Origin of the sequence: Defluviimonas sp. SAOS-178_SWC (genome assembly GCF_039830135.1) — a bacterium.
Classification (GTDB): domain Bacteria; phylum Pseudomonadota; class Alphaproteobacteria; order Rhodobacterales; family Rhodobacteraceae; genus Albidovulum.
In genome coordinates, this window is sequence record NZ_CP156081.1 from 371977 (window position 1) to 384800 (window position 12824).

Genomic DNA, 12824 nt, shown 5'->3' on the forward strand with positions numbered 1-12824 from the left:
GGCGGTTTACAAGCCGAGTTCGGAAAGCGCCGCGTCGAGCGGTTCCCAGTCGTCAAGCTCCAGCCGAACCGGGACGCTCAACACCTTCGGCCGGAAGTCCTGCGGCAGGCGTACCGCGTCTTTCTCGGTCGTGACGAGTTGCGCGCCTATGCTCTCGGCCTCGGTTTCGAGCCGCCGCAAGAGCGCGGGCGACAGGGGTTGATGGTCGTCCAATGCCACCGTGCGCAAGACATCGGCCCCGAGGTCGCGAAGCGTCGCGAAGAACTTTTCCGGATGGCCGATGCCGGCGAAGGCAAGAACCTTGAGACCCGGCCAGTCCATGCCAGTCGGCAGCGGGACGAGAGCGCCCCGAAGACGCGGCACCGCAAGCCCGGACGGCGAGGACCGGGTGAACTCCTCCTGCGCCGATGTCGAGCCTATGGTCAGAAGGAAATCCGCGCGCGCGAGGCCGGTTTCGACCGGCTCGCGCAAGGGGCCTGCCGGCAGGCAGCGCCCGTTGCCAAAACCGCGCGCCGCATCGACGACCACGATGGAAAGATCCTTCGCCAGGGCCGGGTTCTGGAAACCGTCGTCGAGCAGGATCACCGTCGCCCCGGCCGCAACGGCCGCCCGGGCCCCTGCCGCACGGTCGCGGGCGATCCAGGTGGGCGTGAAACCGGCGAGCAGAAGCGGTTCATCCCCGACATCGCCCGCCTCGTGCCGGCGTTCGTCGACGCGCGTCGGGCCCGGAAGGGTTCCGCCATGGCCGCGGCTGACGACATGCGCAGTGACCCCGCGTGCGGCGAGCCGTTGGGCAAGGGCGATGACCGTCGGGGTCTTGCCGGTGCCGCCGGCATTCAGGTTGCCGACGCAGATGACCGGAACGCCGGCGCGATATCCCGGGCCGGACGCCACCCGACGGGCCGTGGCATGTGCGTAGAGCCGGCCCAGCGGGGCAAGCAGACGGGCCCGCCAATCCGGCCGGTCGGGAGCGGTGTACCAGAAGCGCGGCGGACGAAGAGCCATCAGGCGGCCGCCTGTCCGGACCGGGCGCGGAGGGTCGAGAGCACGACCTCTGCCACCCGCTCCGTGACCTCGGCGCCGCCGGACGAAGCCGCCCAGGCGTTGTGGGCGAGGGTCGCCGCCTTGTCGGGCGCGATAAGGTCGGCAACCGCGTCGGCGAGCGCGGCCGGAGTCGGGACGAGCCGCGCCGCTCGGGCCTCGGTCAGCCGTGCATAGGCGTCGGGATAGGGGCCGGGATGCGGTCCGTGCAGGATGGCCGATCCGAGCGCGGCCGGTTCGAACGGGCTGCGCCCGCCGCCGCCGGGCGCCAACGTGCCGCCCATGAACGTGACGGGCGAAAGCCGGTACCAGAGGCCCAGCTCGCTTTCCCCGTCAGCGAGGAAGACCTGAACCTCCGGCTCCGGCTCCTCGTCGCGGGAGCGCAGGGCGACCGTCCAGCCATCCCGGGTGATCCGGTCCGCAAGGTCGGACGCGCGCGCGGGATCGGTCGGAACGAGGATCAGGAGCATCCGGTGGGCCAGCTGCATCGCGTGGGCCTGGGCGGCGAGCACCGCCTCCTCCTCGGCCGCCGGACATGCGACGGCGAGCCAGACCGGCCTTGTCTGCAAGAGTTCCGCAAGCGCGGCGCGCTCGGCCTCGTTCCCCGGCAGCGGCTCGGTAGTCTCCTCGATCCTGCCCGCGACGTCGACCTGCAACAGCCGGCCCCCGATGTCCCTTAGCCGGGTCGCGGTTTCAGGATCCTGGGCGAGGATGCGGTCGAACCGCGCGAGAAGCGATCCGGCCATGCCGCGCCGCCAGCGCCAGTGCGCGGCGGCGCCCGGCGTCATCCGAATGTCGGCGAGGATGAGCGGGATCTGCCGATCATGCGTTTCGGCGATCAGCGCGGGCGGCAGGCTCGCCCCGGCGAGGAGGGCAAGATCGGGGCGCCAGTGATCGAGGAAGTCTCGCAGTGCCGGCAACCGGTCAGGCGGCAGCACATCCGCCAACGTGCCGGCGGGGAAACCCGCAGTGTTCGGCGCTTCCGACCCTTCCGCGGTAATCAGGAACCGGAGGTCGGGACGTTCCCGCCCAAGCTGGCGGGCGAGTTGTGCCAGGCTCCGCAGCACGGCACCTTCGCCGAGATGCAGCCATACCAGAACGCCCTCGCTCCGGTCCGCACGTGCGGGAACAGGCTCTGACCCGCCCCGCGCGGCAGCCATGAGATAGAGTGCAAGACCGAGCGACCGTCCCATCGCCGCGACAGCTCAGGACCCGAGTTCCTCGGTCGGCCCGGCTTCGGTCTCTTCGTCCCTGAGCCGGTGGATATGGGCGATGAAATAACGGGTATGGGCGTCGTCGACCGTCCGCTGCGCTTCGGATTTCCATGCGTCGTAGGCGGATTGGTAGTCCGGAAAGATGCCGACGACATGGATGTTCGTCGGATCCTTGAAAACGCTCTTTGTCGGGTCTGTCAGTTCTCCGCCAAAAACGAGGTGCAGGCGCTGGGTCATGGGGCTCTCCGAGATGTCTCCGACGGCTCGCGCCTACCCTATGCGATGGGGCAGGGCGCCTCAAGGCAGCGTCGCCCGCTTTCGAAGGGCCGCTCGATTGACGTGGATCAATCCGCGGGCATTGACCCCATGTCTTTATCTCCGGGAAGACCGGTGAAAGGCGCGCTATGTCGAAAGAAAATTCGGTTGTAGGGTCGTGGCCCCTTTGGGTCGCGCTCATCGCGGTCGCCGCCAGTCTTTTGCTGCGTCTCTACGGCCTCGACCTCAGGTCGATCAGTCATCCCGAAGTCTATGTCCCGGGTATTCCCCTTCCTCCCGATATCTCGGTGCCGCCGGCGCGACTGACCTTCGGCGACGTGGTGTGGATGCATTTTCATGACGAGCCACATCCGATGGGCTGGTATGTCGCGATGTTCGGCTGGACCCGGATCGCCGGCGTATCGGAATGGGCGCTTCGCTTTCCCAGTGCGGTACTTGGCGCGGCGACGGTCTGGGTCGCCTTCATCGTCGGGCGGCGGGCTTATGGACCCGGTGCGGGGGCGTTGGCTGCGGTGCTGCTTGCGCTCCACGGTTTTCACCTTTTCTGGAGCCAGGTGGCGCGGATGTATGTCGCCGGAGCGCTCTGGGGGCTTGTCTCCTCCGCCCTGCTTCTCGCATTCGTCTATGGCCTGCGGAGGCGAGGCTGGATCGGTGCCGGCTATGTGGCCAGCCTGGTCGCCGGGGCACAGACGATCGAGTTCATGTGGCCGGTCATCGGCATGCAGATCGTCTGGGCGGTACTGGTGTTGCCTCAGGCGGCATCTTTCCGCGCGTCCGACATCTTCCGCTGCCGGTTCGCAGGCGCGCATCCTGCGATACAGTTGCAGGCGGTGGCCGTCATGCTCTCCGCGCCGGAACTCCTGCATTCGGCCTATCGGATGCGGCCAGGTGCGGTCGAAGAACAGGGATTACCCTTCCTGGCCGAGTATGCGTCGTTCGGGTTTCTCTTCGGACATGATTTCGCGGCCATCCCGACACCGGTGATCCCTGTCGCGGCTGCGGCTGCGCTATTGGTGATTGCAGTCGGATTTCTCGTCTGGGCGATGCGGGTTCCGGCGGAATGTCCGCGACCTGCGCCCGTCGGGAACGACCTTCCCCGCTGGCTACCTATCGTCATTGCCGTCGGCATGACGGCCCTCATGGTGTGGCTGGCGCTGATCGCGCATCGCCGAAACGCAGCGCTTCTGGTCCTGAGCGCGGGGCCGGTTCTTGCCCTGACGCTTCCCGCGTTGGCCGGCGCCGTTCAGGCCGGATTGGGCCGCTGGCCAAAGGTCGAGGCGTGGCGGAGTCGGGTTGCCGGGCCGCGCCTCCTGATCTGGTTGCTTGGCGTCGCGGCGCCCGTGATCCTCTTCATTCTTTCCGCCAAGGTGGCGATCCTCGCGACACGCGCCTTTCTGGTCTTCGTGCCGTTCCTGGTCATCCTTGTTGCCGGGGCCGCGGCCGGAATAGGCAGCCTGTGGCCGCGCCGGGCGGCGGTGGCGCTTCTACTAATCCTGTTCGCGGCGAGCGTTCCCTATTCCTTCAAAAAGCCTGGCAGTCCGCGCGATTACAAGACATTGGTCGCGGCGATGCAGGGTGACATGCGGGCGGACGATCTCGTCTTCGTCCTCGACAAGAGGTGGGAGGAGGCGCCGCTCTTCTATTACCTTCCGGACGCGCGTTACGTCACGACCGACTTTGCCGCGGCGCTTCTGCAAGACCCCTCGGCGCGGGTCTGGCTGGTGACTTGGCCCTCGCCATTCCACCCGGTGATCGACGACGAGAGGAGGAAGGCTCTTTCCGGCTACGAGAGGGTTGCGGAAGTGACGTCGCTGCGCGCCTCGGCCGAACTGTTCGTTCCACCGGCGAAGGAGTGAGCTTGAAATCGGCAGCCTGTCAAACGTCGGCAAGGGCGCCGCGCAGGTCGCGCCAGAGCGGCTCGGGCGCGGCGATGACGCCGGCGGCGAGCGGTTCGGGCGCATTGTAGCCGATGGCCCGGCCCGCCCTGTCGGTGACACGTGCCCCAGCCTGGCGGGCGATCAGGTCGCCGGCGGCGATGTCCCATTCCCAGGTCGGACGCAGGGTCAGCATCGCGTCGAACCGGCCCTCCGCGACAAGGCAGAGCCGCCAGGCCAGGGAGGCGCGGAATTCGCGGCGGAAGGGCGGTGGCCCGCCGGGCTTCCAATGTTCGGGCGCAAGGCTTGGCTTCGAGGTCAGGAGCGTGGCACCGCGAGACTTTGTGCGGGCCGATGCGCGGATCGGCCTGTCGTTGAGCGTCGCCACCCCATCCCTAGTCGCGGCATATAGCGCGTTTTTCATCGGCAGGTAGACGACGGCGGCCGTGATCTCTCCCGCCTCGGCGACGGCGAGCGAATGGGCAAAGCTCGTGTCGCCGTCGATGAAGGCCCGGGTGCCGTCGATGGGATCGACGATGAAGCTTCGCTGGTGGCCGAGGCGGGCGGGATCGTCGGGGGTTTCCTCCGACAGCCAGCCGTAGTCGGGCCGCGCCGCCCCGAGTTCCGCATGCAGCATCGCATTGACGGCGAGGTCCGCTTCGGTCACCGGGCCGGCACCGCCGGGCTTGTCCCAGATTTCCGGGCGCTGGCGCCAGAACCGCCGCGCGATCTCGCCCGCCGCTTTCGCGGCATCGGTCAGAAGTGCGAGGTCATTCGCCGGCAAGGGTGAGACCTTCGACGAGAAGCGAGGGCACGACGTGACTCAGATGCGCGCGGGCGTCATTTGCGGGCGTAATCCGCAAAAGCATGTCGCGGAGGTTGCCGGCGATCGTGCATTCGTTGACGGGATAGGAGATCTGGCCGTTTTCGATCCAGAAGCCGGAAGCGCCGCGCGAATAGTCGCCCGTGGTCGCGTTGATCGAAGAGCCAATCATTGAGGTAACGAGAAGGCCGGTCCCCATCTCTTCCAGAAGCTGTTCGCGGCTGTGGTCGCCTTGCGTCAGCGCGATGTTGGAAATGCTCGGCGAGGGCGGAGAGGACGTGCCGCGCGTCGCCGAGGCGGTAGACTTCAGCCCAAGCTTTCGCGCGGTGCCGAGGTCAAGCGTCCAGCCCTTGAGAATACCGTCCCGGACCACGTCGCGCGCTTCGGTCGCCAGCCCCTCGGCGTCGAATGGGCGGGAACCGGAGATGCGCGGGCGGTGCGGGTTCTCGTAGATCGAGAGGCCCGTCGGCAGCACCTGTTCGCCCATCGCGTCGCGAAGCCAGGAGGAGCCGCGCACGATGGCGCTGCCGTTGATCGCCGCAAGGAGGTGGCCGATGAGGCCGCTTGCGATACGCTCATCGAAGAGAACCGGGTAGGCGCCGGTTTTCGGCTTCCGCGCGCCGGCGCGCTCGGTGGCGCGGGTGCCGGCGAGGCGGCCGATTTCCTCTGCGGAGGGGAGGTCGGACTGATAGGTGCGGCTTTCCGCAGCCCAGTCGCGCTCCATCTTCAGGCCCTCGCCGGAAATCGCCACGGCTGAGATGGAGCGGGAGGTGCGACCGTACCCACCTGCAAACCCGTTCGACGCGGCCATGAAGATGCGACGGTTCGAATAGCTGGCCGAGGCCGACTGGCACTGGCTGACACCCGCGATGCCAAGCGCCGCCGCCTCGGCCCGGCGGGCGTCATCCTCGAGGTCCGCGGGGCCAGGTTCGGCCGCGTTGTCGGCAAGATCGAGAGCGGCGAGATCCCAGGCGCTGGCCAATTCGGATTTGTCCGCGAGGCCAAGGGTCGGATCTTCGGGCGCCTCGCGCGCCATCGCGACGGCCCGTTTGGCCATCTCGGCGATGGTACGGTCCGAGGTGTCGGAGGCTGAAACGCATGCCTGCCGCTTTCCGACAAGAACACGAAGACCGATCTCGATCCCCTCGGATCGCTCGGCCTGTTCCAGCGCCCCCGCGCGGACATCGACGGACACCGAGGTGCCATCCACCGCGATCGCGTCGGCCGCGCCGGCGCCGGCCTTCGTCGCGGCGGCAAGAAGCGCCTCGGTCAGCGGGGCGAGACGGTCGGTCATGCGGTCGGTCCTGATGCGATTGCGGTCGACTAGCACGTAGTCCGGCAACGGGCAGGGCGCAAGGGCGGCACGTGTGCGCTGCCCGTCGAACACGCAACACACACGAGGCGGAGATTTCCCCGCCTCGTCCTGAAGTGGCTGTCGGCGCGGCCTACTGGATCTGCTGGCCGTTGGCGAAGATGCTGCCGCCTTCCTTGAACTCGATCTTGGAGGTCAGTGTATCCTCGCCCGTAGGCACCGCGAAAAGGCCCATCATCATCCGCGCGCCCATCGCCTGATCCTCAGGCACGAAACCCATCGCGACGAGCTTGTCAATGAGGCCGTTGCCGCCGACGAGTTGCAGATCGACGGCCCCGATCGGCATCGGCATTCCGGCCGAGTTGTCAAAGGTCATCGCGCCGGTGCCGGTCAGTTCGGCGCCGACGGCAGACACCTTGACCTCGTCGATATTCAGCGACTCGACCTCGCCCGGCGGGGCGGCGGCGATGGTTTCGGCATCCTTCGGATCGAAGATGTTCACCAGCATCTTCGCGGCGCCCTTCACGTCGAGGATCAGCGTCGCCGGGTCGCGCGGGAGCTGGCTGGTCGGGTCGAACATCGACCAGAGGCCATCGGAAACCTCGAGGTCGACCAGCTTGACCAGAAGCCCGAAGGGCTGTGCCGCGTCATCTTTCGAGACTGGCAGCGTGAGGTCGAAAGCCGTTTGTGCCAGCGTCACGTCGATCGGCAGGGGAAAGGCCGACATCTGCATCGAGACTTTCGTGTCGTGCCCCTCGCCACCATAGGCAAGCCCGTCCTTCGACATCTCGAAATGCAGCGTGCCGCCGCCGCCCGTCGACTGGGCGTTCACCGTTTCCGTGCCGTCCGCGAAGTCCATCACGTAACCGCCGCCGCTATACCCGAACGTGCCGTCCATCGAGAGGCCGGCTTGCAGCGCCGCATTCATGTCGGCCATGTCGATCCCGTCCGGGAAGGACGCCGACGAGGTGCCGGAAAGCCCGGTGAGCGAACCTGAAGCCGAGAAGTTGCCCTGCCCTTCGGGGTCTTGGGCCGCGATGTTGAAATCAACCTTGTCGACCTTCATGTCCGAGGTGATCGCCCGGCCGCCTTCGCTGGCCATCCGGTAGCTGCCGGAATTGCCCGTCAGCGTCGCGTTGAGGGTCAGCGGCACATCGGCGCCGTCGACCTTCATCCCGTCGATGACGACCGACATTTCCGGCGCGGTGAAATCGTAGGTCGTATCCCCGGCGCTGCCCGAGACGATCATCGAAAGCCCGCTCTGGGTGATCTTCACGCCCATGTCGACGGTCTCGCCGGTTTCCGGCTTGGTCAGGAGCGCCACGGGGATATCGTTCGACATGGTCACTTCAACCCTGCCGTCTCCGAGCTCCTTCAAGCGGATTTCCCCGATGGTCGCCGAGAAGCTGCCTTCCGGTGTCTGTGTCGCGAAGACCGCGTCGGTGATCACCAGCGTGTCGCCATCCATGCCTTTCGAGCCGGCGGTTACCGACTGGCCGAGGTCGGCATAGTAGTCGGCCATGCCCTGCCACACCTCTTCGGCGGTCACATCGGCGTAAAGCGCCGTGGAGCCGAGCAGGAAGGCGGAAAGCGCGCCAGCGCCAAGACCTGTCCATTGTTTCATAATCAAGCCTGCCTTGTTTCCAAATGCGTGCCGCAGCATCCGCTGACCGACGAGGGCGGTCAAGGGCTGCCGGGGGATGGAATTCCTCCACCGGAAGCTGTTACAGGGGAGCAATCGGGCGTTTTCAAGGCGGTGGAGCATGATCCGGCTGGAGAAGGATGGCGGGCTGTGGCGGGCGGTGATCGCGCGCGAGGCCAAGGCGAATTCGCTGACCCGCGCCATGCTGACGGAATTGGCGGAGATCGCCGAGGCCGCGGGGCGCGAGGCGGCGCGGGCCCTGGTTCTGACCGGCGAGGGCAAGGTCTTTTCCGCGGGGGCCGATCTGGACGAGGCTCGGGCGGGGCTTGCCACCGATCCGGTCTGGGAACGGTTGTCGGGCACCATCGCGGGGTTGCCCTGCCTGACCATCGCGGCACTGAACGGAACGCTCGCGGGGGGCGCCTTCGGCATGGCGCTTGCCTGCGATCTGAGGGTCGCGGTTACAGGGGCGAAGTTCTTCTACCCGGTGATGAAGCTCGGCTTTCTGCCGCAACCCTCCGATCCGGCGCGGCTTGCCGTACTGGTCGGGCCGGCGCGGGCGAAGATGATCCTCATGGCCGGGCAGAAGGTCGGGGCCGAGGAGGCCCTGACCTGGGGCCTGATCGACCGGATCGTCGAGCCGGGTTCGCTCGAAGAAACCGTGGCGTCGCTCGCGGCCGATGCGCTTGGCGCCACGGCCGCGCATGTGGCGGGGATCAAGGCGCTCGTCCCCTGAGCCGCGTTAGTGGGCGGAAACGAGCTTCAGCCCGACGATCCCGGCGAGGATCAGCCCGATACAGGCAAGGCGCAATGCGTCGGAAGGCTCGTTGAAGAGAACGATGCCGAGCGCGACGGTGCCCACGGTGCCGATGCCTGTCCAGATCGCATAGGCCGTGCCCATCGGCAGGGTCCTGAGCGCGAGTGCGAGAAAGCCCATGCTGCCAAGGACCGCCACCGCCGTCAGGATCGTCGGCCAAAGGCGGGTGAGCCCCTCGGTGTATTTCAGCCCGATCGCCCAGCCGATTTCCAAAACGCCCGCAATCGCAAGATAAACCCACGCCATTCCTGTCTCCACATCTGTCGCAGGCGCGACGCTATGCCGGGCGCGCGCGCCCTTCAATGGCGTTTCTTCGTCCGCCGCGGGCCGGGTACGTGTGACGTGAAGCCCGGTGGCCGCCTGGCCACCCACCGGACGAACGCAGCGATGCGAGGATGGGCGCGGAGCGCCTCGATCGTCGCATGATCGCGGGCAATTTCGGCTTCCGACAGTGCCGCATGGATCTCCGCATGGCAGATCGCATGAAGGAGCACCGTTTCGCCGTCCTTGCCGCCTTTCAGGCGCGGGACGAGGTGATGCCGGCTTTGCGCGACATCGGACGGGATCGGGCGTCCGCAGAGCGGACAGATCGGATCGCTGTCATCCGGCCGCACAGGGCTTTCCCCTTGTCTCCTCGCGGCTTTCTTGCCAGAGGATGAGGCCGGGCCGCAAGCCGGAGGAGATCCCATGGAAGGCCAGCCGGAGATCGTCGGGAAGGCGTTCGCCTATCTGGAGGAAGGTTGGGAACTGGCGTTGGGCTGGCTTACAAGCCCGGCGGCTTGGTCGCAGTTCGCGCTTCTGGTCCTGTCCTGGCTGCTTTCCGTCCTGGTCTCACGCCGGTTCGGACCGCGCATCCGGACATTTGTCGGACCGAAGGACGGTGCACGAGGGCCGGTGGCGGGTCTGCGGCGCTTCGCCTTGCGGTTCCTGCCGCTCTTGCTGCCGCTTCTCGCCTACGGGTTCACCGCGATCGGCGAGGCGGTTACGCGGTCCTTGTTCGGCTCCGGCGCTGTCATTGCATTCGGCAAGCGGGTTTTCCTTTTCCTCGCCGCGCGAACTTTCGCTACGAAGATTCTGCGTGATCCGTTCCTCAGGCTTCTCGGCCGCTACGTCCTGATACCGATCGCCCTGCTCTACGCGCTTGGCCTGACCGACGAGGCGGCTCTCTGGCTCGAAAGCATGACGGTGGAGCTTGGCAATCTAACGGTGTCGATGGCCGCGCTCCTTCGCGGTGCCATTGCCGGCAGCCTCCTCTTCTGGCTCGGCGCGTGGTCCAACCGGCAAAGCTCCGACTACATCAAGGCGCAGGAGGAATTGCGCCCGGCGACGCGCGAACTGGCCGCCAAGGCCGCCGAGATCGCGATCTTCGGCGCTGCCTTCCTGCTGCTTTTGAACATCATGGGGATCGACCTGACGACGGTCGCCGTCCTCGGCGGTGCGCTCGGCGTGGGGATCGGTCTTGGCCTCCAGCAGATCGCCGCGAACTTCATATCGGGGATCATTCTTCTGATCGAGGGGCAGACGACCGTCGGCGACTATGTAGAGCTCGACGGGGGCGAGGCGGGCACCATCGTCAAGATGACCGCGCGGGCCTGCATCCTCGAGACTTTCGACGGCAAATGGATCGTGGTCCCGAACGAACATTTCATTACCACACGTGTCGTGAACTTCTCCGATCAGGGCAGTGCCAACCGCTACGAGGTTCCGTTTTCGGTCAGCTATGACACGGATATCAACACGGTGCCCGGCATCATCAATCCGGCGGTCGCCGCGCTGCCCTTTGTCCTGACCAGGCCCGAAGGGCCGGATTGCGAGTTGAAGGGCTTTGGCGAGTCGGGAATCGACTTCACGGTCGAGTACTGGGTCAACGGCATCGACGACGGCCGCAACAAATACGCGAGCCATGTCCTCTTCGCCATCTGGAACGCGCTGAAAGGTGCCGAGATCGAGATCCCCTATCCGCACCGGGTGGTGGAACTGAAGGGCGGGTTGCCGAAGTGACGGACGCGCTGGTCATCGGTGCCGGCCCGGCCGGGCTGATGGCGGCCGAGGCGCTCGCGGCAGCCGGGCGAAGGGTTGTGGTCTGCGAGGCGAAGCCCTCGCCGGCGCGCAAGTTCCTGATGGCCGGCAAATCGGGGCTGAACCTGACGAAGGACGAGGCCCGGCCGGCGTTCTTGGACCACTACGATGCGGATTGGCTGCGCCCGATCCTTGAGGGTTTCGGGCCCGAGGCGGTCATGGACTGGGCGTGGCGGCTGGGGCAGGAGGTCTTCACCGGATCTTCCGGCCGGGTCTTTCCGGTGGCGATGAAAGCCTCGCCGCTTCTGCGCGCCTGGCTCGCGCGTCTCGGTCAGGCAGGGGTCGAGCTGCGCACGCGCTGGCGCTGGGCAGGGTTCGAGGATGGCGGCCTTGTCTTCGACACGCCGGAGGGGCGTCAGGTGCTGCGGCCGAACGTGACGGTTCTCGCGCTCGGCGGGGCAAGCTGGCCGCGGCTTGGATCGGATGCCGCCTGGGTGCCGTGGCTTGCCGCGCGGGGTGTCGGGATAGCGCCCTTTCGGCCGGCCAATATGGGATTCCGCGTCGAGTGGTCAGCGCCGATGGAGCGGTTTTTCGGCCAGCCTGTGAAGGGCGCCGCGCTGATCGCAGGTACGCAAGTCGAGCGCGGAGAATTCGTGATATCGGTGCGCGGGATCGAAGGCGGCGGCGTCTATGCGGTGTCGCGGGCGGTGCGCGACGGGGCTGTGCTTGAACTCGACCTTTTGCCGGGGCGCAGCCTGTTGGAAGTTGCGGGGCGGCTTGCGAAGGGGCCGGGCAAGGAGACGGTGGCGAACTGGCTGCGGAAGGCATTGAAGCTTGACCCGGTGCGGATCGCGCTCTTGCAGGAATGGGGACGGCCGCTGCCAAAGGGGGACGCGCTGGCCCGGCTGATCAAGGCGCTGCCGGTGCGCCATTCCGGGCCGCGCCCGATCGAGGAGGCGATCTCCTCCGCCGGGGGTATCACGCGGGAAAGCCTGACGGACCGGCTGGAACTGACCGCGCTGCGGGGTGTCTTCGTCGCGGGCGAGATGCTGGATTGGGAAGCGCCGACGGGCGGCTACCTGCTGACCGCGTGCCTTGCGACGGGCCTTTGGGCGGGACGGGCGGCGGCGGTCCGGTAGGCCGAGATGCCACCCCGATCCGGCTCAGCGTGCCATGGCCCGGAGATAGGCCGGCCGCTTGCGCATCCGTTCCAGATAGCTGGTGAGCCTGTGCTCGACGATCGGGAATTTCGCACCAAGCGCCCAGTTGCCGCAATGGGTCAGGATGATGTCGGGCACGGTCATCACCTCGCCCATCAGGAACGGCCCTTCGCCCATGCGGTGGACGAGCGTTTTCTGGCTGCGTTCGAATTCCCACCGGAGCGTGTTCTTGATCGCGGCGTGGCGCAGTTCCTCGGGCAGGACGAAGCTGTGCCGCGCGGCCATCCAGAGCGCGGCGTCGAATTCGTCGAGCAGGAACTGGGTCAGGCTATCCTGCCGCGCGCGGTCGAGGGTGCCCGCCCGGTGGGTCAGCTTGCCGTGCTTGTCGGCGAGATACTGGATGATCGCGGTCGAATCGGTGATCGGGGTGCCGTCCTCGATCAGCACCGGGACCTTGCCGGCCGGATTGAACGCGGTCACACCTTCGGACCGCGGCGGGGCCGGCACGTGCTCGAATGGAACTTCCAGTTCCTCCAGCATCCACAGGACGCGCGCTGCACGGCTATTGACGGTTCCGATGACGGTATACATGGACAGGCTCCGCTGACGGTGCGCGCATGGAGCCACGCCGGGGCGGCGGGCGCAA

General features: G+C 67.0%; 13 protein-coding genes. 4 read left to right on the forward strand and 9 right to left on the reverse strand.

Going from position 1 to position 12824, the window contains the following annotated elements; all coding sequences use genetic code 11:
• Positions 1-6 precede the first annotated feature (6 nt).
• From lpxK to V5734_RS02670, 3 genes are read right to left on the reverse strand one after another with little or no spacing between them, the layout of a single operon-like run.
• Positions 7-1005, reverse strand: a complete 999-nt coding sequence (gene lpxK, locus V5734_RS02660; RefSeq protein WP_347311986.1) for a tetraacyldisaccharide 4'-kinase — start codon at positions 1003-1005, stop codon at positions 7-9.
• Positions 1005-2234, reverse strand: a complete 1230-nt coding sequence (locus V5734_RS02665) for a 3-deoxy-D-manno-octulosonic acid transferase (RefSeq protein WP_347311987.1) — start codon at positions 2232-2234, stop codon at positions 1005-1007. Before V5734_RS02665 ends, lpxK begins: the two co-directional genes overlap by 1 nt.
• Positions 2235-2246: 12 nt before the next feature.
• Positions 2247-2492: a DUF4170 domain-containing protein gene (locus tag V5734_RS02670; protein ID WP_347311988.1), complete on the reverse strand. Its 246-nt coding sequence runs from the start codon at positions 2490-2492 to the stop codon at positions 2247-2249.
• Between the two features lie 167 nt (positions 2493-2659).
• Between V5734_RS02670 and V5734_RS02675 the strand changes: the two genes are divergently transcribed.
• Positions 2660-4387 (forward strand): glycosyltransferase family 39 protein, encoded by a 1728-nt coding sequence (locus tag V5734_RS02675; protein WP_347311989.1) that lies wholly within the window; start codon positions 2660-2662, stop codon positions 4385-4387.
• Between the two features lie 19 nt (positions 4388-4406).
• Here V5734_RS02675 and V5734_RS02680 read toward each other — a convergent pair whose 3' ends face one another.
• From V5734_RS02680 to V5734_RS02690, 3 genes are all read right to left on the reverse strand, one after another.
• Positions 4407-5189 (reverse strand): 3'(2'),5'-bisphosphate nucleotidase CysQ, encoded by a 783-nt coding sequence (locus V5734_RS02680; protein WP_347311990.1) that lies wholly within the window; start codon positions 5187-5189, stop codon positions 4407-4409.
• Positions 5176-6522: a TldD/PmbA family protein gene (locus V5734_RS02685; RefSeq protein ID WP_347311991.1), complete on the reverse strand. Its 1347-nt coding sequence runs from the start codon at positions 6520-6522 to the stop codon at positions 5176-5178. The genes V5734_RS02680 and V5734_RS02685 overlap by 14 nt, the downstream gene beginning before the upstream one ends.
• A gap of 151 nt (positions 6523-6673) precedes the next feature.
• The gene (locus tag V5734_RS02690; RefSeq protein ID WP_347311992.1) at positions 6674-8164 is read right to left on the reverse strand and encodes a DUF2125 domain-containing protein; all 1491 of its coding nucleotides are present in this window, start codon (positions 8162-8164) and stop codon (positions 6674-6676) included.
• A 139-nt stretch (positions 8165-8303) separates the two neighbouring features.
• On the opposite strand from V5734_RS02690, the gene V5734_RS02695 reads away from it, so the two are divergent.
• Entirely contained in the window at positions 8304-8918 is a 615-nt protein-coding gene (locus V5734_RS02695; protein WP_347311993.1) for an enoyl-CoA hydratase/isomerase family protein, read from the forward strand.
• A gap of 6 nt (positions 8919-8924) precedes the next feature.
• On the opposite strand, the gene V5734_RS02700 is transcribed toward V5734_RS02695, so the two are convergent.
• Both V5734_RS02700 and V5734_RS02705 read right to left on the reverse strand, forming a co-directional pair.
• Positions 8925-9245 carry a DMT family transporter gene (locus V5734_RS02700; protein WP_347311994.1) on the reverse strand — a complete coding sequence of 107 codons (321 nt, stop codon included), beginning with the start codon at positions 9243-9245 and terminating at the stop codon, positions 8925-8927.
• A 53-nt stretch (positions 9246-9298) separates the two neighbouring features.
• Positions 9299-9613 (reverse strand): HNH endonuclease, encoded by a 315-nt coding sequence (locus V5734_RS02705; RefSeq protein ID WP_347311995.1) that lies wholly within the window; start codon positions 9611-9613, stop codon positions 9299-9301.
• Positions 9614-9686: 73 nt separating this feature from the next.
• Here V5734_RS02705 and V5734_RS02710 point away from each other — a divergent pair, with 73 nt between their 5' ends.
• Complete coding sequence (locus V5734_RS02710) at positions 9687-11000, forward strand: mechanosensitive ion channel family protein (protein ID WP_347311996.1); 1314 nt, start codon at positions 9687-9689, stop codon at positions 10998-11000.
• A gap of 38 nt (positions 11001-11038) precedes the next feature.
• Complete coding sequence (locus tag V5734_RS02715) at positions 11039-12157, forward strand: TIGR03862 family flavoprotein (protein ID WP_347313562.1); 1119 nt, start codon at positions 11039-11041, stop codon at positions 12155-12157.
• Between the two features lie 24 nt (positions 12158-12181).
• On the opposite strand, the gene V5734_RS02720 is transcribed toward V5734_RS02715, so the two are convergent.
• Positions 12182-12769, reverse strand: coding sequence for a glutathione S-transferase family protein (locus V5734_RS02720; RefSeq protein ID WP_347311997.1), 588 nt, complete (start codon positions 12767-12769; stop codon positions 12182-12184).
• Positions 12770-12824: the final 55 nt, after the last annotated feature.

What these genes read in the sequence shown, in the direction of transcription:
- lpxK (WP_347311986.1), bottom strand. Translation starts at nt 1,005, where the DNA reads ATGGCTCTTCGTCCGCCGCGCTTCTGGTACACCGCTCCCGACCGGCCG.
- V5734_RS02665 (WP_347311987.1), bottom strand. Translation starts at nt 2,234, where the DNA reads ATGGGACGGTCGCTCGGTCTTGCACTCTATCTCATGGCTGCCGCGCGG.
- V5734_RS02670 (WP_347311988.1), bottom strand. Translation starts at nt 2,492, where the DNA reads ATGACCCAGCGCCTGCACCTCGTTTTTGGCGGAGAACTGACAGACCCG.
- V5734_RS02675 (WP_347311989.1), top strand. Translation starts at nt 2,660, where the DNA reads ATGTCGAAAGAAAATTCGGTTGTAGGGTCGTGGCCCCTTTGGGTCGCG.
- V5734_RS02685 (WP_347311991.1), bottom strand. Translation starts at nt 6,522, where the DNA reads ATGACCGACCGTCTCGCCCCGCTGACCGAGGCGCTTCTTGCCGCCGCG.
- V5734_RS02690 (WP_347311992.1), bottom strand. Translation starts at nt 8,164, where the DNA reads ATGAAACAATGGACAGGTCTTGGCGCTGGCGCGCTTTCCGCCTTCCTG.
- V5734_RS02695 (WP_347311993.1), top strand. Translation starts at nt 8,304, where the DNA reads ATGATCCGGCTGGAGAAGGATGGCGGGCTGTGGCGGGCGGTGATCGCG.
- V5734_RS02700 (WP_347311994.1), bottom strand. Translation starts at nt 9,245, where the DNA reads ATGGCGTGGGTTTATCTTGCGATTGCGGGCGTTTTGGAAATCGGCTGG.
- V5734_RS02710 (WP_347311996.1), top strand. Translation starts at nt 9,687, where the DNA reads ATGGAAGGCCAGCCGGAGATCGTCGGGAAGGCGTTCGCCTATCTGGAG.
- V5734_RS02715 (WP_347313562.1), top strand. Translation starts at nt 11,039, where the DNA reads ATGGCGGCCGAGGCGCTCGCGGCAGCCGGGCGAAGGGTTGTGGTCTGC.
- V5734_RS02720 (WP_347311997.1), bottom strand. Translation starts at nt 12,769, where the DNA reads ATGTATACCGTCATCGGAACCGTCAATAGCCGTGCAGCGCGCGTCCTG.